The sequence below is a fragment of the Streptomyces sp. NPDC030245 genome, assembly GCF_055572995.1.
The window spans coordinates 25,132-47,764 of record NZ_JBVICF010000012.1 but is presented as its reverse complement, the minus strand read 5'-3'; the positions used below and the strand labels follow the sequence as shown (position 1 = coordinate 47,764).

Here is a 22,633-nt window from a genome sequence, read left to right as displayed (position 1 = left end):
GACCCGTTAGAGGGCGCGACGAACACCGGGGTTCCGGCCGAGCCGCATTTATTTATGACGATTTACCGAACAAGGACATACAGTCGCCGCTCGATTACGCGCGGTTGATCAAGGGCCGGTTTATCAGGCCCCGAATGCCTTGCTGTTGCCCTTATTACTGCCCTTCACGGGCTTGGCCCCGGCGCGCAGATGCGGGGGCACGAGATCCCGGGCCGGTTCGCTGTAACCCACCGAGACGATCCTGTCGCCGCGGTACGTGAACGTCGTCAGCGACGCCAGCGTGCACTGCCGCTTGCGCGGGTCGTGCCAGAGCCGCCGCTTCTCGACGAAGCTGCGCACGATCCAGATCGGCAGCTGGTGGCTGACGCACACCGCCTCGTGCCCGCGGGCCGCGTCCTTCGCCGCGTCCAGGGCGCCCATCATCCGCACGACCTGCTCGACGTACGGCTCGCCCCAGGACGGCTTGAAGGGGTTGACGAGGTGCTTCCAGTTGTCCGGGTTCTTCAGCGCGCCGTCGCCCACCCCGAAGGTCTTGCCCTCGAAGACGTTGGCCGCCTCGATGAGCCGGGCGTCGGTCGCCAGGTCCAGGCCGTGCGCCTTGGCGATCGGCGTCGCCGTCTCCTGGGCGCGGTCCAGCGGCGACGCGACGACATGCGTCACGTCACGGTGGGCGAGGTGCTCGGCGACGCGGTCGGCCATCTGCCGGCCGAGCTCGGACAGGTGGTAGTCGGGCAGCCGCCCGTACAGGATCCCGTCCGGGTTGTGCACCTCGCCGTGGCGCATCACATGGACGACGGTCAGCTCGTCGCCCGCAGAGGTGCCGCTCATGCCGTGGCCTCCGTCGCTTCCGCGGCCGCGCGCGCGGCACCCGGCAGGGCGGCGGCGATCCGCTCGATCGCCCGCTCGTCGTGGGCGGTCGACACGAACCACGACTCGAAGGCCGACGGCGGCAGATAGACGCCCTGCGCCAGCATCGAGTGGAAGAACGCGGTGAAGCGGAAGGACTGCTGCGCCTTCGCGTCCTCGTAGTTCCGCACCTCGCGGTCGGTGAAGAAGACGGAGAACATGTTCGACGCGTTCTGGAGACGGTGCGCGACACCCTCCTTGGCGAGCGCCTCGGTCACCAGGGCGCGCAGCTGCTCGGAGACGGCGTCCACCTTCGCGTACGCCGCGTCGTCGAGGAGCCGCAGCTGCGCGAGGCCCGCGGCCGTCGCGACCGGGTTCCCGGACAGCGTGCCCGCCTGGTAGACCGGGCCCGCCGGGGCGAGGTGCGCCATGACGTCGGCGCGGCCGCCGAAGGCCGCCGCCGGGAAGCCGCCGCCCATGACCTTGCCGAAGGTCATCAGGTCGGGCCGCACCCCGTCCACACCGAACCAGCCGGCCTTCGACGTACGGAAGCCGGTCATCACCTCGTCCGAGATGTACAGCGCGCCGTTCTCCGCGCAGGCGGCCTTGAGACCCTCGTTGAAACCGGGCCGCGGCGGCACCACGCCCATGTTGCCGGGCGACGCCTCGGTGATGACGCACGCGATCTCACCGGGGTGCCTGTGGAACGCCTCCTGCACCGCTTCGAGGTCGTTGTACGGCACGACGATGGTGTCGCCCGCCTGGGCGCCGGTGACGCCGGGCGTGTCGGGCAGGCCGAGGGTGGCCACACCCGAACCGGCCGAGGCGAGCAGCGCGTCGACATGTCCGTGGTAGCACCCGGCGAACTTGATGACCTTGGCGCGGCCGGTGAAGCCGCGGGCGAGACGGATGGCGGACATGGTCGCCTCGGTGCCGCTGGAGACGAGGCGGACCTGCTCGACGGGCTCGATGCGGGCCACGATCTCCTCGGCGAGCGCGACCTCGCCCTCGCCGGGCGTGCCGAAGGAGGTGCCGTGCGACACGGCCTCCTGCACGGCGGCGATCACCTCGGGGTGGGAGTGCCCGAGGATCATCGGACCCCACGAACACACGAGGTCGACGTACTCGCGGCCGTCGGCGTCAGTCAGGTACGGACCGGTACCGGACACCATGAAACGGGGCGTACCACCCACAGCGCGGAACGCGCGCACGGGAGAGTTCACACCGCCGGGCGTCACGGCCGCCGCACGGTCGAAAAGAGTCTGCGAAACTGGGGCGCTATACGGGAAGCTCACACGAGCCATGGTGTCAGAGCGTGCGGACATCCTGCGGACAGGTGTTTCACTCCACGTTTTAGAGGGTGACCGTGGGGGAGGTCACTGACACGATGATCGGGTTGCGTGGCGGGGGCCGCGAGGCCTAGAAAAGACAGGGCCGTGCCGCCCTGGAAAGCAGTCGGGTGGAGATATGCATCGCGGTGGCGGACTGGGCGAGGGGACCGACGGCCTGGGCCCCCGGCGTGCCCGGCGGGGCAGGCACCGACGCGAGGCGGAAGCGGAACCGGCGCAGGCGTCCGACCAGACGCCCGTCGCTTCCGGTGAGTCCCGGCGGGACCGGGTGAGCAGCAGGAGTGGCGGGGTGGGGGTGACGTACAAATACTTCGGCGCCCCGGACGGCGCCACCGCCGCCCGCGTGCCGATCTCGATGCGGCCCGAGGAGCTGGGCGGCGACGAGCTCGGCATGGGCGGCATGTTCACGAAGATCAAGCCGGAGACGATGGCCGCGATGGTCCTGACCGGCATCGAGGGCATACCCCTGCACAAGGTCCCCCCGCTCGAACTGGTCGTCCTCCACCCGGACTACGCGGTGGTGAAGCTCCCCATGACCGTCGTCGACCCGCTGCGCGGCGTCGGCGAGGAGTCGGTGGGCGCCGCGGCGTTCATCTGGTCCACGGTCCCCGACCGCGGCGGCCCGCGCGACGCCTTCAACGTCTACCAACTCCTCCACGAGTGGCAGGATTTCAGCCACCGCCTGCACGACGCCGGTCATCAGGCGTACTGCCTGGTCTGGCCCTGACGGCCCCTCACCCCACCCTGAGCGCGGCGAGTTGCTGCTCGAAGGGGACGACCTCGAAGCCGCCGGCCGGGTCCACCGAGGTGATCGCACCGGTCAGCGAGCGGGGCGCGATCGCCGCGGCCGTGTCGGTGTCGGGTGCCGCGCCCCGGGCCGGCGCCGCCTCGCCCTCGGGCGCCATGAAGCGCGCCAGCTCCGCGCCCGCACGGGTGATCCGCGCCGCGAGACCCTCCTCGCCCCACTCCTCCGACGCCGCGTACACGGCGGTCGGCAGGGCCAGCGCCCGCAGATAGCTGAAGAGCGGGCGCAGGGCGTGCTCGGTGACCAGCGAGTGACGCGCGGTGCCGCCGGTCGCGCCGATCAGCACCGGCTTCCCGGTCAGCGCGTCCTTGTCGAGCACGTCGAAGAACGACTTGAACAGTCCGCTGTACGACCCGGAGAACACCGGCGTGACGGCGATCAGCCCCTGCGCGCCGGCCACCGCGTCGAGCGCGGCGGCCAGCCGGGCGGGCGGGAACCCGGTGACGAGGTGCTGGGCGATCTCCGTCGCCAGGTCCCGCAACTCGACCACTTCGACCTCGGTGACGGTGTCGATGTGGCGTGTCGTGGCGGCCGTGAGCCGGTCGGCGAGCAGCCGGGTGGACGAGGGCTGGCTCAGTCCCGCGGATACGACGACGAGCTTCATGCGGTGACCTCTTCCTGTGCGGTGGTGCGGGTGGCGGCGGCGTCGGCCACGCGCGTCGCGTGCGTGGGTGCGTCCGGGACGCCGGCCGGGCGGTTCTTCGCGAACTCCTCGCGCAGCACGGGGACGACCTCCTCGCCGAGGATGTCGAGCTGCTCCAGGACGGTCTTCAGCGGCAGCCCGGCGTGGTCCATCAGGAACAGCTGCCGCTGGTAGTCGCCCACGGTGTCGCGGAAGGACAGCGTCCGCTCGATCACCTGCTGCGGGGAGCCCACGGTGAGCGGGGTCTGCTCGGTGAACTCCTCCAGGGAGGGCCCGTGGCCGTAGACCGGCGCGTTGTCGAAGTAGGGCCGGAACTCGCGGACCGCGTCCTGGGAGTTCTTGCGCATGAACACCTGCCCGCCGAGCCCGACGATCGCCTGCTCCGGCGTGCCGTGCCCGTAGTGCGCGTACCGGTTCCGGTAGAGCTCGACCATCTTCGCGGTGTGTTCGGCGGGCCAGAAGATGTTGTTGTGGAAGAAGCCGTCGCCGTAGTACGCGGCCTGCTCGGCGATCTCCGGGGAGCGGATCGAGCCGTGCCAGACGAAGGGCGCGACACCGTCGAGGGGCCGGGGCGTCGCGGTGAACGACTGGAGCGGCGTACGGAACTTGCCCTCCCAGGTGACCACGTCCTCGTCCCAGAGCCGGCGCAGGAGCGCGTAGTTCTCGATGGCGAGGTTGATGCCCTGGCGGATGTCCTTGCCGAACCACGGGTAGACGGGCCCGGTGTTGCCGCGCCCCATCATCACGTCCACCCGGCCGTCCGCGAGGTGCTGGAGCATCGCGAAGTCCTCGGCGATCTTCACCGGGTCGTTGGTGGTGATGAGGGTGGTGGAGGTGGAGAGGACGAGCCGCTCGGTGCGGGCGGCGATGTAGCCGAGCATCGTGGTCGGGGACGACGGCACGAAGGGCGGGTTGTGGTGCTCGCCGGTCGCGAAGACGTCGAGGCCGACCTCTTCGGCCTTGAGGGCGATGGCGACCATGGCCTTGATCCGCTCGGCCTCGGACGGCGTACGGCCGGTGGTCGGGTCGGTGGTCACGTCGCCGACGCTGAAGATCCCGAACTGCATGGCTTGCTCACTCTCCGCGGGTCCGCGTTTTGTTGACGGTTCAACTATACCCACAGAACGAGGGGGTGCGACCGGCTATTCCCCGGCGCGAGGACCCCAGGTCCGCGACCGGCTGTTCCCGGCGCGGGGACCCTTTGTCAGACCCCACGCCTACGGTGAGGCCATGGACCGATCACAGTCAGCGACGCCGAACCGGCCCCCGGCACTCCGCCTCGAACCCTGGACCGACGACGGCGGCCTCGCCCTGCTCCTGCGGCTCAACACCCCGGAGATGACGGAACACCTGGGCGGCCCGGAGACCCCCGAGAAGGTGGCGGACCGCCACCGCCGCTATCTCCGGCTCGACGACAAGGGCCGGATGTTCCGCATCACGGCGGACGGGCGCACGGCGGGCTCGATCGGCTTCTGGGAGACGACCTGGCAGGGCGAGCCGGTCTGGGAGACCGGCTGGGGCGTCCTGCCCGAGTTCCAGGGCAGGGGGGTCGCCGCGGGCGCGGCACGCCTGGTCGCCGAGGAGGCACGGGCGGCGGGTCGCCACACGCACCTGCACGCCTTCCCCGCGACGGACCACGGCGCGTCGAACGCGGTGTGCCGCAAGGCGGGCTTCACGCTGCGCGGCGAGGCGACGATCGAGTACCCCAAGGGCAACTGGCACGCGTGCAACGACTGGCGGCTCGCCCTGAGCGGAGACTGACCCGACGTCCCCCGGTTCAGAAGTAAGCCTCCCGTGCAGAAGTAAGCCCCTGTTCAGAAGTGATAGGTGTCCCCGGTGTCGAGGGCCAGCACCGCATGCTCGTTGTTGCGCGGGTTCAGATCCGCGACCTTGCCGTCCCACCCCGTACCGATCCGCACGCTCACCGCGTCCGGCTCTCCCTCCGTCCGGACCACGACCTCCACCGGCTCCCCCTTGGCCCCGGAGGCCAGCGCCCCCGTCCGGCACAGGACCGGGCCCGCCTTCGACCGCTGACACGCCCCGGGCAGCGCCCGCAGCTCCGCGACGGGCACCGACCAGCGGAGGTACACGGTGGCGTCGGTGAGATCGGAAGGCCCGTGGTTCTGCGGCACGAACCGCACGCGTACGACACCTTTGTGCACGGACACGTCACCGTGGAGGGCGAGATCGGCTTCGCGGTCGCCGGGCACGGCGGCAGCCACGCCCGCACCTGCGGCCACACCCACGCCACCGCCGGGCACCACGCCCACGGCAGCCGCCACCAACGCCACAAGCACCGCACCGCGGCACCGCACACGCCCACGCACACCCGCACGAGGAACCCGCACAGCAACCTCCACTCCCACCCCACCCACCGACTGACCGACCAACCGACCGAAACAGCACACTCCGTCCCGATACATGCCACTCCGCTCCCCCAAAGACACCGCATGCCACCCTGTTGACCATGCTCATCGCCCGCTCCGCCGCCCTCTTCGTCCTCGCCGCGCTGTTCGAGATCGGCGGCGCGTGGCTCGTCTGGCAGGGCGTGCGTGAGCACAGGGGCTGGGCCTGGATCGGCGCGGGCGTCATCGCCCTCGGCGTCTACGGCTTCGTGGCCACGCTCCAGCCCGACGCCGAGTTCGGCCGCATCCTCGCCGCGTACGGCGGTGTCTTCGTCGCGGGCTCGATCGCCTGGGGCATGGTCGCGGACGGCTACCGGCCCGACCGGTGGGACGTGACCGGGGCGCTGATCTGCCTCGCGGGCATGGCCGTGATCATGTACGCACCACGAGCACGCTGACGCACCCGTCCCCCGCCGACAGGCACCCCCACCCCCGCGCCCCGCACCGGGCAGCACCGCACGCATATCCTGACGACGACCAACCCGCCGTACGCCGTACACCTGCCGAGGAGCGCCCATGACCGCCGCAGCCAACCGCATCGCGATCATCACCGGCGCGAGCAGCGGCATCGGTGCCGCCACCGCCCGCGGACTCGCCGCCGCCGGCTACCGCGTCGTCCTCACCGCGCGCCGCAAGGACCGCATCGAGGCGCTCGCCGCCGAGCTGAACGAGGCCGGGCACGACGCGATGGCGTACGCGCTCGACGTCACCGACCGCGCGGCCGTGGACGAGTTCGCCACCGCCTTCCGCAAGATCGCGGTCCTGGTGAACAACGCGGGCGGCGCGCTGGGCGCGGACCCCGTGGCGAGCAGCGACCCGGCCGACTGGCGCCAGATGTACGAGACGAACGTCATCGGCACGCTCAACGTCACCCAGGCCCTCCTCCCCGCCCTCACCGCGAGCGGCGACGGCACGGTGGTGGTCCTCTCCTCGACCGCCGGACACGGCACGTACGAGGGAGGGGGCGGCTACGTCGCCGCGAAGCACGCCGAGCACGTACTCGCCGAGACCCTGCGCCTGGAGATCGTCGGCACCCCGGTCCGGGTCGTCGAGGTCGCCCCCGGCATGGTCAAGACGGACGAGTTCGCGCTGACCCGCTTCGGCGGCGACGCCGAGAAGGCCGCGAAGGTCTACGCGGGCGTCGCGCAGCCGCTCACCGCCGACGACGTCGCGGACACGATCACCTGGGCGGTGACCCGCCCGCCGCACGTCAACATCGACCTCCTGGTGGTCCGCCCGCGCGCCCAGGCCTCGAACACCAAGGTCCACAGGGAGTCCTGACGATGCCGCTCCCCGGCGACGACCCCGGCAGACCCGCGTACTCGGCGGACTCCCCCGACCCGCTCGAACGCCTCACCCACGAACACGAGGCCCGCAGCCTCGCCGCGGAGGCGAAGAACGAACGCCTGGTCTGGTGGTACCTGGCGTACTTCCTCTTCGGCATCCACATCGTCGCGTTCATCATGATCTACGCGGTGACCCACGCGAAGTAGGCGTCCCGCCTTGGGCGTCCCTGGACGAGAGTCACCCGCATCGGTGAAAGCGACGTATCGCCATGAGAGTTGATGTTCGGCCTGCCTAGGCTCGGCCCGACAACATCACATGCGACGGCCCCCGGCCGGGCTGCAACCCGAGCCGAGGGCCTGACCACACAGGAAGGCGTGACTTCCTCATGGCTGAACACGAGCCTAGCGCTCCGCAGTTCATGGACCTTCGCGTGCCCGAGTACGCGTACATGTTCGGCTTCTTGCAGGCCGATGGGCACCTTCAGCAAGGAGCTGGTCAGAAGGGCAAGCTGAGCGTGGAGATCAGCATTCGCGACATCGACCTCTTGTACAGGTTCAAGCAGCTGACGCCCTACAACAGCAGCGTGACCGAACGCATCCGGCCCACGAATTTTGCTGAGTCCCACCACTCAGCGATCTGGACTCTGTGCTCCTTGGAAGCCAGGACGACCATCAACCACCTCGGTCTGCCTTACGGACGCAAGTCCAAGAAGATCACACCACCGCGCGTCGACTTCTCGCGCCGCGACTACCTTCGGGGCCTCATCGATGCGGACGGTTCAGTCGGCTACACGAGCCAAGACTTCCCCTTTGTCTCACTCACGACTGCAAGCACAGCCATCGGGGTCTACCTCTGCCGTTATGCACGCCAACTGACAGGGGTCGAGCGCATCATCAAGCGCAATACGCGCGACGGCATCTACAACGTCTCCTACGAGAAGGAAGCAGCCCAGGGGCTAGTCGCAGATTTGTACTACCCGGGCTGCCTTTCTCTCGGACGCAAGCAGGTCAGAGCTGATTCCCTGGCCTCGTGGGTCCGTCCAGCCAACATGAGGGCAGCCTGCACCAAACAGTATTGGTCCAAGTCGGAGGACCGGATCCTGCTCCGGTCCCACAATGCCGCCAGCGCGGCCCAGGAACTGGGACGTACCGAGAAGAGCTGCCATCTGCGTCTCTGGCGGCTCCGCACCGGCCAGATCCCTATGCCGCTTGATCAGTGAGGAACTGATCAGTGGGGCCAGGCTGGCAACGGCCTGGCCCCATCGGTGCTTCACCCCTTGACGCAGACGACCTGCTTCAGCTTCGCCACGACCTCGACCAGATCACGCTGATGCTCCATGACCTGCTCGATCGGCTTGTAGGCCGCCGGGATCTCGTCCACGACGCCCGAGTCCTTGCGGCACTCGACGCCCCGCGTCTGCTCCTCCAGGTCCTTCGTCGAGAAGCGGCGCTTGGCCGCGCCCCGGCTCATGCGCCGACCGGCACCGTGGGAGGCGGAGTTGAACGCCTTCTCGTTGCCGAGTCCCTTCACGATGTACGTGGCCGTACCCATCGAGCCCGGAATGATCCCGAGGTCCCCCGTGCCGGCCCGGATCGCGCCCTTACGTGTCACCAGCAGATCCATACCTTCGTACCGCTCCTCCGCCACGTAGTTGTGGTGGCAGCTGATCTCCGGCTCGAAGGTCACCTTCGCCTTCTTGAACTCCTTGCGGACCACGTCCTTCAGGAGGCCCATCATGATCGATCGGTTGTACTTCGCGTACTCCTGCGCCCAGTACAGATCGTTCCGGTACGCCGCCATCTGCGGGGTGTCCGAGACGAAGACCGCGAGGTCGCGGTCGACAAGCCCCTGGTTGTGCGAAAGCTTCTGCGCGACTCCGATGTGATGTTCGGCGAGTTCCTTGCCGATGTTGCGGGATCCGGAGTGGAGCGTGAGCCACACCGCACCTTCAGAATCGAACGAAATTTCGAGGTGATGGTTGCCGGACCCGAGCGTTCCCATTTGCTTGACCGCCCGCTCCTCGCGGAACTTGACCGCCTCCGCGACCCCCTCGAACCGCCCCCAAAACTCCTCCCACCCAGCCGTGGCCATGCCATGGAAGCGCCCCGGCTCGACGGGGGACTCGTGCATGGCGCGGCCCACCGGGATCGCCTGCTCGATCTTCGAGCGCAGGCGGGAGAGGTCGCCCGGCAGGTCATTGGCGGTGAGCGACGTCCTGACGGCGCTCATGCCGCAGCCGATGTCGACGCCGACCGCCGCCGGGCAGACCGCGCCCCGCATGGCGATCACCGAGCCGACCGTCGCGCCCTTGCCGAAGTGGACGTCCGGCATGACGGCCAGGCCCTTGATCCAGGACAGCGTCGCCACGTTCTGAAGTTGGCGCATCGCCGAGTCCTCGACCGTGGCCGGGTCCGTCCACATCCGGATCGGCACCTTCGCCCCAGGAACCTCTACGTACGACATATCGTCCTCATTCCCCCGTAAACCGCCTAAATCAACCGTAAGCAAGTACAAGCCTTGAAGCGCAAATACCGGCGCCAAGGTCAATGAAAGGGATGACGGACCGGCGTCCACGGCAGCGCGTGCGATACACATTGTGTCCACCGGCCGCCCACCAGCGGCAACCCAATAACCAGGCAGAGCCAGGTGAGAGGAGCCATCACGGTGCAGCGGAAGGCCAAGGCCTGTGTACCCGGCGTCGCCGCGCTCATCGCGGTGCTGCTGACCGGCTGCACCGGCGGGTCCGGCGGTGCCGGGGGCGACGACTCCAAGCCGGGGGACGGCGGCACCTCCAGCGCGTCCGCCCAGCCCGGCAAGTACCGCACGCTCCCCGAGCCCTGCGGCGAGGTGGACACCGACACCCTCGACGCGATGCTGCCCGGCATCGCGGAGATGGAGGACGCCGAGCAGCGCGAGAAGGCGTACGAGGGCACGCCGACGGGGACGTACGACACCGACCGGCGCGTCGGCTGCCGCTGGAAGGTCGAGTCGTCCGGGGCCTCCCACCACCTCCTGATCGACTTCGAGCGCGTCGTCTCGTACGACGGCACGGTCAGCGACGACGCCCGCGCCGCCGAGGTCTACGCGACGAAGCTGCGCGAGGCCGGCCTCACCCGGCCGCCCGGCTCCTCCACGGACGACACGTCCCCGACCGCCGAGGACTCCGAGCCGGGCGACAAGCCCCAGGGCGGGAAGAACGCCCGGCGCGACGACGACAAGGGCAAGAAGGACGACGACAAGGGCAAGGAGACGGAGAGTCCTGACGCCGGCGACGGGGACGGAGACGGCGCCGACTCCTCCCGGTCCGCCACCCCGCCCCCCGGCCTAGAGCCCCGCACCCTCCCCGACCTCGGCGACGAGGCGTTCCTCGACGACGCCCTCACCACCTCCGCCTCGGCCTCCCGTCACCGCACCGTGACTGTGGTGTTCCGCACGTCGAACGTCGTCGTCACCATCGAGTACGACGAGCAGCCCGGCCGTCGCACGGACGTCCCCGACAGCAAGGAAATGCAGGACAAGGCGCAGGAACTGGCCGACACGCTGGCCGGGGAGTTCGACGAGTAGGAGAGGGGCGGGGCGAGGGCGGACGGGGGTCCCGCTGCCGTGAAGCGGAGTCGTCCGTCGCCCCATGCGCGTACCGTGGCCCCTCGGACCCGACGACGTCACGAGACGAACTGGACGTCACGAGACGAACAGAGTGAAGGAACCATGCACCGACCTGCACAGCGAAAGCGACAGCTCCGCAGCCGCCTCCTCGTCTGCGCGGCCGCCGTACCGGCGATCCTCGTCGCCGGTTGCTCCTCCGACTCCGGCTCCGACTCCGGATCCGACGGGGCCAAGAAGGACGCGGGCGCCAAGGCCTCGGCCTCCGCCAAGGCCGGCGACAAGGCTCCGACCGTGGAGAAGGCCGCGTACGCCAAGCTTCCGGAGCCCTGCGAGGTCCTGTCGAAGAAGACGCTCGACGACCTGGTGCCGAAGGCGAAGGACAAGTCCGGCAAGGCGGGCACGTCCAGCGACACGGCGCTGCGCGGCAGCTGCTCCTGGGACAGCCTCGACAACAACGGCGTGGACGGCTCGCAGTTCCGCTGGCTGCGCGTGTCGCTGATGCGTTTCGAGTCGGACCCCTCGCTCGGCAGCGGTGCGAAGCGCGCCCAGGAGAGCTACGCCAAGCAGGTCGCGGACGCCCAGGCGACGAAGGACGCGAAGGGCGTCAAGGCGGAGCCGGTGCAGGGCGTCGGCCAGCAGGCGACGCTCGTGCGGTACGACCTGAAGAAGGACAAGGACACCTTCAAGCAGCAGACGTTCGTGACGCGCGTGGAGAACGCGGTCATCACCGTCGACTACAACGGCGCGGGCCTCGCGGGCGACAAGACCCCGGACGCCGGCGATCTGGGCAAGGACGCGCAGAAGGCGGCGAAGGAGGCCGCCGAGGCGGTCGTGGCCGCCAACGAGGGCGACGGCGGCAAGGGTGGCGGCAAGGCGTCGTCCGACCCGAGCGAGAAGCCGAAGGGCGACGAACCGAAGTCCGAGGACTCGAAGAGCGACGACAGCAAGTCCGACGACTCGAAGTCCGGCGACGACAAGTCCGACGACAGTGCGACCACGGCCAAGAAGAAGAGCAGCAGCAAGGCCTGACGAGCAGCCACGTCGCAGGAGCCCGGCCCCGGGGGGCCGGGCTTCTGGCGTACCGGCACACGGCGTTCCGCACACGTGTGCCAGGCTGTCGCTCGCAGACAAGCCGACACAGGCCTTGAATCAGGGACTTGAACAGGGAGGGGTTCGCGGGTGGCCGCGATGCAGCTGACACGCACGCACCGGATACTCATCGGGGTGGTCGTCGCGGGAGCGGTCGTCATCGCCGGGATCGGCTTCGCCGGGTCGTACGCGGCGGTGCGCGAGCTCGCCGAGAAGAAGGGCTTCGGCGAGTTCTCCGCGGTCTTCCCCATCGGCATCGACGCGGGCATCTGCGTGCTGCTCGCCCTCGATCTCCTGCTGACCTGGCTGCGCATCCCCTTCCCGCTGCTGCGGCAGACCGCGTGGCTGCTCACGGCGGGCACGATCCTCTTCAACGCCGCCTCCAGCTGGGGCGATCCGCTCGGTGTCGCCATGCACGCGGTGATCCCGGTGCTGTTCGTGGTCGCCGTCGAGGCGGCGCGGCACGCGGTGGGCCGGATCGCGGACATCACCGCCGACAAGCACATGGAGGGCGTGCGCCTGACCCGCTGGCTGCTCTCCCCGGTGCCCACCTTCAAGCTGTGGCGCCGGATGAAGCTGTGGGAGCTGCGCTCCTACGAGCAGGTCATCAAGCTGGAACAGGAGCGTCTCGTCTACCAGGCGCGCCTCCAGGCCCGGTTCGGGCGTTCCTGGCGGCGCAAGGCGCCGGTCGAGTCGCTGATGCCGCTGCGTCTCGCGCGCTATGGCGTTCCTCTCGCGGAGACCGCTCCGGCGGGGCTCGCGGCGGCGGGCATCGAGCCGGTGCTGCTGCCGCCGGCGCCCGCGACGGCGGGCTCCCCGGTCTCGACGGTGAAGGCCGTCGGTGAGCCGCAGCAGCCGCAGCTGTCCGCCGCGCCCGCCCCCGAGCCCGAGCCCGACCCCCAGGCCGACGCAGAGCCCGTCCAGGATCCGGAGCCGCAGCGCCCGGAGGAGACGCTCCCGGTGGCCAACCACGCGAGCCCCTGGTTCGCGGCGCACAACGCGTCGTACGCGCCCGTGGCTCCGTACGACGAGTGGTACGCCGAGCAGGAGCGCCAGCAGGTACAGGAACAGCAGCAGGGGCAGGGACAGGAGCAGGAGTTCCCCGTGCCGAACGGTGCGGGCGGCACCCGTCCGCTCGGTGACGGCGCAGCGCAGCAGGAGGCCGGCACCGTCCCGGACCCCGCTCACGCTCCCGCCCCTTCCGACGAGGACCTGTACCAGGTGTTCCGGCACTCGATAGAGGGTGAGGGCATGCCGACTCCCGGTGCGTTCGCGGCGAACGCGGAGGCGGCCTTCGGCCTGCGTCTCCAGTCGCGCGAGCTGAACAACTACATGGACCGCTTCTCGGCCCGCCTGGAGAACGAGTTCGTGGAAGACCACATCGCGTAGGACGACCACGTGGGACTGCTGGGGCATGTACAGCACCACCGGGCATGTACAGGTGCCGTGAAGTTTTGACTAAGGGTCGATTCTCGACCAACGGTCACCCATAATTTCCCCATGCGGACATCCCAGAGGAAGACACGAGAAGTAGCAGAGCGCGACCAGGCGCTCGTGCGCCTGGCGCTGGACATGATCAGCAGGGACGGCTTCCACAACCTGACCCTGGGGAAGCTCGCCCAGGAGGCGGGTTACTCGAAGGGCACGGTCTACAACCACTTCGCGTGCCGCGAGGACCTGCTCATCGAGCTCTCCGCCGAGAGCGCGCGCCGCCAGCTGCGCTATTTCCAGGCCATCGCGGACCTGCCGTGGAGCGGGGTCCGGGCGCTCTACGGCATGGCGTTCGCGTATCTGCACCACGCGGTGGTGGCCCCGGTGCTGTTCGAGTGCAGCATCACCGCGCGCACGGACGCGGTCTGCCGGACGGCGTCCGAGGACCGGATGACCCGGCGCGACCTGGTCGAGTCCCAGATGGCGCAGGTGGTCGGCTTCGCCGTGCAGCGCACGGTGACGGACGGGGCGTACAGCAATCCCGACGTGCCGACCGGCGTGGCGGTGGACGCCCTGCGCGCCTACATCCTCGGCTACGCGGCGATGCATCTGCTCTCCCGCCGCTTCCTGTGGGCCGAGGAGGAGCACCTGGACGGCCGGCTCGCCGTCATGGCGTCGATGATGGGCGGCCTCGGCTGGCCGAAGCTGGACAAGGCGGAGCTGGTGGAGATCCACAAGGTCGTCGTCGACATCGTCGGCGACATCACCCGCGACTACGAGACGGACCGCTGACCCGCCGCTCGACCACCGACAGATCGGTGCCCACCAAGCGCTGACCATCTCTTTGCCGACTCATTAAATGAACTGGGCGTCAAAAAACGACCAGTAGTCAATAATTGAGTCGTGCTCAGCCGCCGGGCTGGGCAGATGCGAATGGAGGGGCTATGCGCATCAACATCGCCCGCCGCGGCAGCGAGCTGTGGCAGGCGTGCACCGATCTCGCGAAGGATCGTTACGCGCGCGACTACCAGGCGCGGATCGAGCCGTCGCCGGACTGCTACATCGCTCTGTGCGCGGACCCGGAGGACGACAAGGGGCCGGAGGGTGACAAGGGCCCGGTCCCGCTGGCGTGTGCGGGTCTGACCTACGGGGGCACCAAGGACCTGCTGATCGAGAGTTACCTCGGCGGCCCGGTGACGGACCTGCTCGCCGAGCGGTCGGGAGAGAAGTGCCGGCCCGCCGACCTGATCGAGGTGGGCCCGCTCGCCTCACGCGAGGCGGGGGCCGGCCGCGAGCTGATCCGGATGGTGCCGGCCCTGGTCTGGTGCAACGGCGCCTCGTACCTGCTGTGCACGGTCACCGCCCCGCTCGCGCGGATGCTGGCCCGCATCGGCATCCGGTTCACCGGTGTGGCGGAGGCCCGCGAGGACTCCCTGCCGCCGGAGCAGCGCGGGAACTGGGGGACGTACTACGACACCGCTCCGGTCGCCGGCTATGTGGACCTGCGCGCCTTCGACGCGGGTCTCGGCCGGCAGGCGGGCGCGGGCTACCACCTCGCCGTCACCTGGGGGCAGGAGAGCGCGCTGGCCGGGGCCGGGCAGGGGGTGGACGCCCGATGAAGGCCGTGCGGGACAGTCTGCTGGCCGCCGAACACCGCGACCGAGTCCTGGTCGAGCGGCTCGCCGCGGACGGTTCGACCGCCGAGACGTACACCTACGACCGCATGGCCCGCTGGGCGGCGGCACTTCACCGCTCCCTGTCCGAGCCGGACAGCCCGTACGCCACCCCGGCAGGCGCCCGGATCGGTCTCGTCGCGGGCAACGGACCCGAGTGGGTCGCCGCCGACCTGGCGCTCCTGCTGGGCGGTCTGGTGGAGGTGCCGGTGCCGCTGGCGTTCTCCGCCGGGCAGGCCGCGTCGCTGCTGCGCGAGGTCCACCTGTGCCTGGCCGACGAGGCCGGGGTCCGCAAGCTGCACGAGTGGGGCCTCGCCGAAGGGCTCACGATCGTCCCGATCGGTGACCACCCGGGCAGGGCCCACACCGATCCCCAGCTGCTGCCCGCGCCCTCCGACGAGCGCATCATCAAGGTCATCCATACGTCGGGGACCACCGGGACGCCCAAGGGCGTGAAGATCCGCGCCGGGGCCCTCGGCGCCCTGCTGGAGTCGCTGCACTCCGTGTCCCCGTCCGGCGTGTACGCGCGCTATCTGTCGCTCGTGCCGTTCAGTCTGCTGATCGAGCAGGTCACCGCGGTGTACCTGCCGCTCCTCAGCGGCGGCCGGATGATCCTGCTGCCGGACTCGGCCGCGCTCCTCGGCACCGCCGGGTCCCGCGCCGACGACGTCGTGACGTGGCTGCGGGCGGCACGCCCGACCGCCGCGGTGCTGCCGCCGGCCGCGGTGAGCGCCCTCGACAAGGCGGTCCGCGGGCAGGGCACGAAGACGGGCACGAGCGCGGACGCCGACTCGCTGCTCGGGGCGGGACAGCGGCCGTTCCTGATGGCCGGGGGCGCGCCCGTCGACGTAGCGGCGCAACTGCGTCTGGACGCGGCGGGGTTGCGGGTGCACGAGGGGTACGGCCTCTCGGAGAACAGCTCGGTGGTGTCCTGGAACACGCCCGAGCACTGGCGGCCGGGCACGGTGGGCAGGCCGCTGCCGCACTGCCGGGTGAAGCTCTCGGCGGAGGGGGAGCTTCTGGTCTCGTCGACGTCGCTGTTCGCGGGGTACACCGTGGAGGACCCGACCAGCCGTCCCGTGGACGCGGAGGGCTGGCTGCACACGGGGGACCGGGCCGAGATCGACGAGGACGGGTACATCCGGATCCTCGGCCGGCTGAAGAACGTGATCATCACCAGCCACGGCAGAAACGTTTCTCCGGAGTGGGTCGAGGGGAATCTGCGCAGCTGCCCGTCCGTCGTCGACGCCGTCGTGTTCGGCGACGGCATGGAGCACCTGGCCGCGGTCCTCGTCACACCCGGCGACGTGGCGGCGGAGACCGCGCGGGAACAGGCCCGTGCGTACGCACAGGCGCACCTCGCCGAGACCGACCGGCCCGAGACGTTCGTCGTCGTGCCGGACGACCGCGCCTTCCGCGCCAAGTACTTCACCGTCACCGGCCGCCCGCGGCGGCAGCTCATCTTCGACGACTTCGTGGCGGGCACCGCTCCCGCCCCGCGCGGCTGAGCGCATCCGAACCGCTCGGCATCGGCCGCTCGGCTCACCAGGCATCGGCCGCTCGGCTCGACCGCTCGGCCGCGTCGGCCGAACACAGCGCGGCCGAACACAGCACCGCCGAGCACCCAGCAACTGATCAACAGGGGGATCACTTTCCATGGCAATACCCACCCGCAACGCCCTTCGCCTGACCTCCATCGGTGACGGCGACGGCATGATGATCAATCCGTCCGACCCCGCGGCCGGCTTCGCCGAGCTGTACGACGCCGGTCTCGACCAGCTCCTCGCCGACGCGGGCCACCTCCTCATCCGCGGCTTCGACCCGGGTGTCGAGGAGTTCAACGAACTCGTGCGGCGCTACAGCTCCCGTACGACGCTCGACCCGGCCCGCACCTTCCACGGCGACGCCGCCCAGAAGGTCGACTCCGGGCACGACCCGATCGGGCTGCACCTGGAGAACGGGGCGACGCCGTTCGCCCCCGACCTGCTCTGGTTCCACTGCGTCAAGGCGGCACGGTCCGGCTCGGAGACGACCGTCTGCGACGGGTTCCGGGTCTGGGACGCCCTCTCCGAACGGTCGCGGAAGCTGTTCACCGCCCAGCCGGTGAAGTACACGCGCAACGTCCCCAAGGAGATGTGGCAGCGGCTCGCCGCGCACCTCGCCGGCGGTGGTCTGCACCCGAGCCAGATGGAGGTGTCCAGCCTCTACGCGCTGGCGAACGACGGCGCCGACGCGACCTTCACCGAGGAGGCGGACGGCAGCCTGACCTACACGTACACGGTGTACGTCGCCCACCCCACCCGCTGGTCGACCCGCACCGCGTGGGCCAACAGCCTGCTTGGCCCCTCCTTCAACTACGAGGCCCCCGAGATCCGCTTCGCCGACGGCTCCCCGATCCCCGACGACGTGATCGCCGAGTACACCGAGGTCACCGAGGCCGTCACCGAGGAGGTCGCCTGGGAGGACGGCGACATCGTCCTCATCGACAACTCCCGTGTGATGCACGGCCGCAGGGCCATCACCGACCCGGACCGCACCATCCTCAACGCCCAGAGCTACGCCAGGAGCTGACCATGAAGTACGGCATCGTCATCCGCTACGAATTCGACGCGTCGTGGCTGCGGCTCAGCAGGGACGAGCGCAACGCCAACGAGCAGGTCTTCCAGAAGGAGATCGTCGGGCCCTTCGCCGACAAGCTGTCCGTGCGGCACTTCGACGCGGAGGCCTTCTCCACCGACTACTCGGACTTCCTGTTCGTGGAGACCGACGACCTCACGTCCTACTACTACTTCATCGAGAAGCTCCGCGACAGCGACTTCATCGCCCACGGCTGGGTGCGCCTCCACGACATTTCCATCGGTATCCAGGACGGCTACAAGGAGTACGAGAATGACCACGCCTGACCAGTTCGACGCCATCGCGGACGCCGTCCGTGCCGAGCTGGCCTCGGTGACCCGGCTCGCCCACATCAACACGTTCCACCCGGGCGCCTTCGACTGGGCGGAGGCACGCACCCCCGAGGAGCTGGCGTACGTCTCCACCGTCGCGTACGGCGAACCGGGCCACGAGGAGCAGGCCGTCGCCTACCTCACCAAGGAACTCGCCCAGCTCGCCGAGATCGAACGGCATGTGAGCACCGTCATGGCCATGGTCATGGGCGAGCTGCACGACCTGCGGGACGCGGTCAACGTCGGCCACGAGCTGCACCACGCCCTGTCGTGCTTCGCGGCCGAGGAGATCCAGCACGCGAACACCTTCTACCGGTACGTGCGGGCACTGTCCGGCAGCGAACCGCGGGTCGACAAGGCGCTGTTCGACGAACGCCTCGACGTCTTCCGCACCGACGACCACCCGTACGTGAAGCTGGTCGCCCTGTGCTGCTCGGCGTATGTCGGTGAATCGGTCATCACCGTCTTCGAGCACCGCGCCGACGCCCTCGACCCGGGGCGCGAGCGGTTCTTCACCCGGCTGCTGCACACCCACGGCCTGGACGAGGCCCGGCACGTGAAGATCGACCACGTCGCCATGAAGCTGATCTACCCGGCTCTCACCGCCCCGCAGCAGGCCCGCGTCCGCGAACTGCTCGATCAGATCGAGGAGTTGAACCGGAAGCTCGCCGACTCCTTCCAGTCGGCCACCGAGCGGATCCTCGGCGTCGACTTCGTGACGGGCAACCCGGCCGCCGCCGTGCAGCTGGAGATGACCAAGGCGTTCGGCTCCAAGGTCTTCGCGCCCGACGGGACGCTGCACACCGTCGACGAGATCCTCGACGCGGAACTCAGCGACATGATCACCGCGTTCTCCGGCACCGGGCGCGTCCACGCGGCGGGCATCGGACCGCTGACCGCGCCGGTCCCGCCGCTCGTCGGGGCTCCCCAGTGACGTCGTCGACGGTGGGCACGGACGCCGCGCCGCGGGCCGGGGCGGCGGGCCGCGCCGCCGCCACGGGCCGCGTCGCGGTGGCGGCGGCCGTGCTCGCCCTGCTGCTCGCGGCCATGGACGCCACCGTGATGGGCACGGTGCTGCCCAGCGTCCTCGCGGACGTCGGCGGCGGCTCCGGCGGCGGGTACGCCTGGCTGGTCTCCGGGTTCATGCTGGCCCAGGTCGCGGGCACGCCGCTCGCGGGCTGGGTCTCCGACCGGCTCGACGACCGGGTGCTCGCCATCGGCGCGACCGTGGTCTTCCTCGCCGCGTCCGTCGTCGCGGGCCTCGCCGGCTCCTTCGGGGTGCTGGTCGCGGCGCGCGTCCTGCACGGGCTGACCGCCGGGGCGATCGTCGTGTCGAGCTACGTCATCGTCGGCCGGGTCTTCGGGCCCGAGCGGCGCGCCAAGGCGCAGTCCATGCTGAGCATGGTGTGGGGCGTGGCGGCGGTCCTCGGACCCGTCGTCGGCGCGAGCCTCACCGAGGCGTGGGGGTGGCGCTGGGTGTTCCTCGTCAACGTGCCGCTGTGTGTGCTGGTCGTCGTCGCGATCGCCGTGGCGCTGCCGCGACGGGCCGCGGCGCAGGGCGGCGCGGAGTCCCGCAAGGGTTTCCCGGTCGGGGAGTATGCCCTGGTCACGGGCGGCTCGGCGCTGTTCCTCTGCGGTTTGCAGGGCGGTTCGCTCGGCATCGGGAGGGCCGGTGGGGCGGCCGCGGTGGCCGTGGGTCTGGTGGCCCTGGCGCTGGTGCGCCGGTTCGGCGGCAGCCTCGTGCCGCGGCAGATGTTCGCCCGGACGCCGTCGGCGGGGGCGGCGCTCGCCACCGTCGGCGCGTGCGTGGTCATGTACGCCACGGTGACCGTGCTGCCCGTCCGGCTCGCCGAGCGCGGCATGTCCACCGCGGGGGTCGCCGTGGTCGTCGGCCTCTCGGCGCTCGGCTGGGTGGCGGGCAGCGCGGTGACGGGCGGGCTGATCGCCGAACGCGGCTACCGTCCTTCGATGGTCGCGGGCGCGCTCGCGCTCCTCGGCAGCGCCGCCCTCAGCGCCACGGGTCAACTCCCGTGGCTCGCGGGGCTGCTGGCGGGCGTCGGCACGGGCGCGGTCACGGCGGCGACGCTCGCCCTGATCCAGGACCAGTTGCCGCCCGCGCAGCTCGGCGTGGCGACGTCGGCGGCGACGATGCTGCGCAACATCGGCTCGGCGGCGGGGGTCAACGGCATCGCGGCGCTGTCCGCGGCGGTCGCCACCTCGTCGTCGCACGACGGCGACCGGGCCTTCTGGGTCCTGGCGGCCGTGGCCGCGGTCACCGTCCTGCTGCCGGCCCTGTCCGCGCCCCGCCGGCGCGCGACGGCCGCCTGATCCGTCAGGCGCGGACCTTGCGCCGATGTTTCGACGTCTCCCCGTAGAGGGCGAGTCCCGCGCCGACCACGAAGAGCACGGCGTACAGCGGTGTGGGCACGTCCCACCACTTGTGCAGCATGCCCCAGGGGCCGTCGCCGAACATCCGTCCGGCGACGCCCAGGCCGCCCTGAATTCCCACGACCCAGCCGACGATGGCGATGATCTCTCTCATACGTCCACGATCGGCCACGGTTTCGGGGAGCACGTCCTGCCTGCGGCCGAATCCGCGGTAGTCCGAAGGATGCACCGCGCACGGCGAAGGCCCCGTTCCGGCTGGAACGGGGCCTTGCTGTCTCACTGAGGCGCTAGGCGGCAAGCAGCTTGCGCACACGGTCCGCGCCGACGGCGAGGAGCAGCGTGGGCAGGCGCGGGCCGGTCTCGCGGGTGACGAGGAGGCGGTACAGCAGCGCGAAGAACGAGCGCTGGGCGACCTTGATCTCCGGCGGGAGCTCCTTCGCCGTGGCGTCCGCGGAGAAGCCCGCCTGCACCTTCGGCACGCCGTAGACGAGGTGGGTGAGGCCGTCGAGGGACCAGTGCGAGTCCAGGCCCTCCAGGAGGAGGCGCAGGGATTCGCGGCCCGCGTCGTCCAGCGAGCCGAGCAGCTCGGTGTCCGGCTCGGAGCGGACGATGGTGCGGGCCTCGGCCGGGACCTGGGTGGTGATCCAGTTCTCGGCGCGGTCCAGGCGCGGCCTGGTCTCGTCGAGGGACGTGATCGGGTCGGACGGGTCGAGGTCGCGCAGGATGCGCAGGGTCTGGTCCTCGGCGCCCGCGGTGATGTCGGCGACGGAGGCCAGCGTGCGGTACGGCAGCGGGCGCGGGGTCCGCGGCAGCTCACCGGCGGCGGTGCGCACCGCGCGGGAGTGCGCGGCGGCGTCGGCGGGCAGCGCCGAGCCGTCGGCGACCTTCGCCTCCAGCTTGTCCCACTCGTCGTAGAGCCGCTGGATCTCCTGGTCGAAGGCGATCTTGAAGGACTGGTTGGGCCTGCGGCGCGCGTACAGCCAGCGCAGCAGCGGCGCCTCCATGATCTTCAGGGCGTCGGCCGGGGTCGGCACGCCGCCCTTGGAGGACGACATCTTCGCCATGCCGGAGATGCCGACGAAGGCGTACATGGGGCCGATGGGCTGCACGCCGTCGAAGATCTGCCGGACGATCTGGCCGCCGACGACGAAGGACGAGCCGGGCGAGGAGTGGTCCACGCCGGACGGCTCGAAGACGACGCCCTCGTACGCCCAGCGCATGGGCCAGTCGACCTTCCAGACCAGCTTGCCGCGGTTGAACTCGCTGAGCAGGACGGTCTCGCCGAAGCCGCACGCCGTGCAGGTGTAGACGAGCTCGGTGGTCTCGTCGTCGTACGAGACGACGGTGGTCAGGTCCTTCTCGCACTGTCCGCAGTAGGGCTTGTACGGGTAGTACCCGCCGCTGCCGCCGCTGCCGTCGTCCTCGGAGGCCGCGCCGGAGCCCTCGGCGGCCTCCAGCTCGGCCTCGTCGACGGGCTTCTGCTGCTGCTTGCCCTTGCCGGCCTTGGTGGGGTCCTTCTTGGTGCGGTACTGGTCGAGGATCGCGTCGATGTCGGCGCGGTGCTTCATGGCGTGCAGGATCTGCTCGCGGTAGGCACCCGACGTGTACTGCTCGGTCTGGCTGATCGGGTCGTACTCGACGCCGAGCTCGGTGAGCGCCTCGGCCATCGCGGCCTTGAAGTGCTCGGCCCAGTTCGGGTACGCGGACCCGGCGGGGGCGGGCACGGAGGTCAGCGGCTTGCCGATGTGCTCGGCCCAGGACTCGTCGATGCCGGGGACACCGGCCGGGACCTTGCGGTACCGGTCGTAGTCGTCCCAGGAGATCAGGTGGCGGACCTGGTACCCGCGGCGGCGGATCTCGTCGGCGACCAGGTGCGGGGTCATGACCTCGCGGAGGTTGCCCAGGTGGATGGGGCCCGAGGGGGAGAGTCCGGAGGCGACGACGACCACCGGCGCGGCCGCGCCATCGTGTTTCGCGCCCGGGGCACGACGCTCCGACTCGGCGATGACCTCGTCCGCATAGCGGGAGACCCAGTCGGTGGTATCGGTGCTCTGAGCCACGATCGGCACGCCTTTCCTCTTCTACGTGAGTACCGCTTGTCGGAGCCATTCTCCCAGGTCGCCCCGTAACCGCGAAAACCGCTTTTCACCGCGTGGGATACTC

The 22,633-nt window shown here is 70.3% G+C and carries 24 protein-coding genes; 16 read left to right on the top strand and 8 right to left on the bottom strand.

Annotation, left to right across the window (positions count from 1 at the left end):
* Positions 1 to 123: 123 nt before the first annotated feature.
* Together ACZ4Z4_RS29055 and hemL are read right to left on the bottom strand one after the other, a co-directional pair.
* Complete coding sequence (locus ACZ4Z4_RS29055) at positions 124 to 828, bottom strand: histidine phosphatase family protein (protein ID WP_468333644.1); 705 nt, start codon at positions 826 to 828, stop codon at positions 124 to 126.
* The gene (gene hemL, locus ACZ4Z4_RS29050; RefSeq protein WP_468333641.1) at positions 825 to 2,150 is read right to left on the bottom strand and encodes a glutamate-1-semialdehyde 2,1-aminomutase; all 1,326 of its coding nucleotides are present in this window, start codon (positions 2,148 to 2,150) and stop codon (positions 825 to 827) included. Before hemL ends, ACZ4Z4_RS29055 begins: the two co-directional genes overlap by 4 nt.
* Before the next feature lie 334 nt (positions 2,151 to 2,484).
* Between hemL and ACZ4Z4_RS29045 the strand changes: the two genes are divergently transcribed.
* The gene (locus tag ACZ4Z4_RS29045; protein WP_030565229.1) at positions 2,485 to 2,922 is read left to right on the top strand and encodes a hypothetical protein; all 438 of its coding nucleotides are present in this window, start codon (positions 2,485 to 2,487) and stop codon (positions 2,920 to 2,922) included.
* Positions 2,923 to 2,929: 7 nt separating this feature from the next.
* Here the strand turns inward: ACZ4Z4_RS29045 and ACZ4Z4_RS29040 are convergent, their stop codons facing one another.
* Both ACZ4Z4_RS29040 and ACZ4Z4_RS29035 read right to left on the bottom strand, forming a co-directional pair.
* Positions 2,930 to 3,604 carry a CE1759 family FMN reductase gene (locus tag ACZ4Z4_RS29040; protein WP_468333638.1) on the bottom strand — a complete coding sequence of 225 codons (675 nt, stop codon included), beginning with the start codon at positions 3,602 to 3,604 and terminating at the stop codon, positions 2,930 to 2,932.
* A complete protein-coding gene (locus ACZ4Z4_RS29035) occupies positions 3,601 to 4,710 on the bottom strand; it encodes an LLM class flavin-dependent oxidoreductase (RefSeq protein WP_468333635.1) in 1,110 nt (369 codons plus the stop codon). Before ACZ4Z4_RS29035 ends, ACZ4Z4_RS29040 begins: the two co-directional genes overlap by 4 nt.
* Positions 4,711 to 4,873: 163 nt before the next feature.
* Between ACZ4Z4_RS29035 and ACZ4Z4_RS29030 the strand changes: the two genes are divergently transcribed.
* Positions 4,874 to 5,404 (top strand): GNAT family N-acetyltransferase, encoded by a 531-nt coding sequence (locus ACZ4Z4_RS29030; RefSeq protein WP_468333632.1) that lies wholly within the window; start codon positions 4,874 to 4,876, stop codon positions 5,402 to 5,404.
* 53 nt (positions 5,405 to 5,457) lie between these two features.
* On the opposite strand, the gene ACZ4Z4_RS29025 is transcribed toward ACZ4Z4_RS29030, so the two are convergent.
* Positions 5,458 to 5,865 (bottom strand): hypothetical protein, encoded by a 408-nt coding sequence (locus ACZ4Z4_RS29025; RefSeq protein ID WP_468333629.1) that lies wholly within the window; start codon positions 5,863 to 5,865, stop codon positions 5,458 to 5,460.
* Between the two features lie 245 nt (positions 5,866 to 6,110).
* Between ACZ4Z4_RS29025 and ACZ4Z4_RS29020 the strand changes: the two genes are divergently transcribed.
* From ACZ4Z4_RS29020 to ACZ4Z4_RS29005, 4 genes are all read left to right on the top strand, one after another.
* Positions 6,111 to 6,446 (top strand): YnfA family protein, encoded by a 336-nt coding sequence (locus ACZ4Z4_RS29020; RefSeq protein WP_362996516.1) that lies wholly within the window; start codon positions 6,111 to 6,113, stop codon positions 6,444 to 6,446.
* A 118-nt stretch (positions 6,447 to 6,564) separates the two neighbouring features.
* Positions 6,565 to 7,329 carry an SDR family NAD(P)-dependent oxidoreductase gene (locus ACZ4Z4_RS29015; RefSeq protein WP_468333626.1) on the top strand — a complete coding sequence of 255 codons (765 nt, stop codon included), beginning with the start codon at positions 6,565 to 6,567 and terminating at the stop codon, positions 7,327 to 7,329.
* Positions 7,330 to 7,331: 2 nt separating this feature from the next.
* Positions 7,332 to 7,541 (top strand): hypothetical protein, encoded by a 210-nt coding sequence (locus ACZ4Z4_RS29010; protein WP_468333623.1) that lies wholly within the window; start codon positions 7,332 to 7,334, stop codon positions 7,539 to 7,541.
* Between the two features lie 179 nt (positions 7,542 to 7,720).
* On the top strand, positions 7,721 to 8,554 hold the full coding sequence (locus ACZ4Z4_RS29005) for an LAGLIDADG family homing endonuclease (protein ID WP_468333620.1): 834 nt from the start codon (positions 7,721 to 7,723) through the stop codon (positions 8,552 to 8,554).
* A gap of 50 nt (positions 8,555 to 8,604) precedes the next feature.
* Here the strand turns inward: ACZ4Z4_RS29005 and ACZ4Z4_RS29000 are convergent, their stop codons facing one another.
* A complete protein-coding gene (locus ACZ4Z4_RS29000) occupies positions 8,605 to 9,798 on the bottom strand; it encodes an RtcB family protein (RefSeq protein WP_468333617.1) in 1,194 nt (397 codons plus the stop codon).
* A gap of 201 nt (positions 9,799 to 9,999) precedes the next feature.
* On the opposite strand from ACZ4Z4_RS29000, the gene ACZ4Z4_RS28995 reads away from it, so the two are divergent.
* From ACZ4Z4_RS28995 to ACZ4Z4_RS28950, 10 genes are all read left to right on the top strand, one after another.
* A complete protein-coding gene (locus ACZ4Z4_RS28995; RefSeq protein ID WP_468333614.1) occupies positions 10,000 to 10,899 on the top strand; it encodes a DUF3558 domain-containing protein in 900 nt (299 codons plus the stop codon).
* Between the two features lie 144 nt (positions 10,900 to 11,043).
* Entirely contained in the window at positions 11,044 to 11,970 is a 927-nt protein-coding gene (locus ACZ4Z4_RS28990; RefSeq protein ID WP_468333611.1) for a DUF3558 domain-containing protein, read from the top strand.
* A gap of 159 nt (positions 11,971 to 12,129) precedes the next feature.
* Positions 12,130 to 13,419: a DUF2637 domain-containing protein gene (locus ACZ4Z4_RS28985; RefSeq protein ID WP_468333609.1), complete on the top strand. Its 1,290-nt coding sequence runs from the start codon at positions 12,130 to 12,132 to the stop codon at positions 13,417 to 13,419.
* 111 nt (positions 13,420 to 13,530) lie between these two features.
* The gene (locus tag ACZ4Z4_RS28980) at positions 13,531 to 14,253 is read left to right on the top strand and encodes a TetR/AcrR family transcriptional regulator (RefSeq protein ID WP_468333606.1); all 723 of its coding nucleotides are present in this window, start codon (positions 13,531 to 13,533) and stop codon (positions 14,251 to 14,253) included.
* A gap of 152 nt (positions 14,254 to 14,405) precedes the next feature.
* Complete coding sequence (locus tag ACZ4Z4_RS28975) at positions 14,406 to 15,080, top strand: thermostable hemolysin (RefSeq protein ID WP_468333603.1); 675 nt, start codon at positions 14,406 to 14,408, stop codon at positions 15,078 to 15,080.
* On the top strand, positions 15,077 to 16,642 hold the full coding sequence (locus tag ACZ4Z4_RS28970; RefSeq protein ID WP_468333600.1) for an AMP-binding protein: 1,566 nt from the start codon (positions 15,077 to 15,079) through the stop codon (positions 16,640 to 16,642). Before ACZ4Z4_RS28975 ends, ACZ4Z4_RS28970 begins: the two co-directional genes overlap by 4 nt.
* Positions 16,643 to 16,790: 148 nt before the next feature.
* Entirely contained in the window at positions 16,791 to 17,705 is a 915-nt protein-coding gene (locus tag ACZ4Z4_RS28965; RefSeq protein WP_468333597.1) for a TauD/TfdA family dioxygenase, read from the top strand.
* A 2-nt stretch (positions 17,706 to 17,707) separates the two neighbouring features.
* Positions 17,708 to 18,037, top strand: a complete 330-nt coding sequence (locus ACZ4Z4_RS28960) for a darcynin family protein (protein ID WP_468333594.1) — start codon at positions 17,708 to 17,710, stop codon at positions 18,035 to 18,037.
* Complete coding sequence (locus tag ACZ4Z4_RS28955; protein ID WP_468333591.1) at positions 18,024 to 19,016, top strand: hypothetical protein; 993 nt, start codon at positions 18,024 to 18,026, stop codon at positions 19,014 to 19,016. Before ACZ4Z4_RS28960 ends, ACZ4Z4_RS28955 begins: the two co-directional genes overlap by 14 nt.
* Complete coding sequence (locus ACZ4Z4_RS28950; RefSeq protein ID WP_468333589.1) at positions 19,013 to 20,410, top strand: MFS transporter; 1,398 nt, start codon at positions 19,013 to 19,015, stop codon at positions 20,408 to 20,410. The genes ACZ4Z4_RS28955 and ACZ4Z4_RS28950 overlap by 4 nt, the downstream gene beginning before the upstream one ends.
* 4 nt (positions 20,411 to 20,414) lie before the next feature.
* On the opposite strand, the gene ACZ4Z4_RS28945 is transcribed toward ACZ4Z4_RS28950, so the two are convergent.
* Together ACZ4Z4_RS28945 and lysS are read right to left on the bottom strand one after the other, a co-directional pair.
* Positions 20,415 to 20,624 (bottom strand): hypothetical protein, encoded by a 210-nt coding sequence (locus ACZ4Z4_RS28945; RefSeq protein ID WP_468333586.1) that lies wholly within the window; start codon positions 20,622 to 20,624, stop codon positions 20,415 to 20,417.
* A gap of 133 nt (positions 20,625 to 20,757) precedes the next feature.
* Entirely contained in the window at positions 20,758 to 22,539 is a 1,782-nt protein-coding gene (lysS, locus tag ACZ4Z4_RS28940) for a lysine--tRNA ligase (protein ID WP_468333583.1), read from the bottom strand.
* Positions 22,540 to 22,633: the final 94 nt, after the last annotated feature.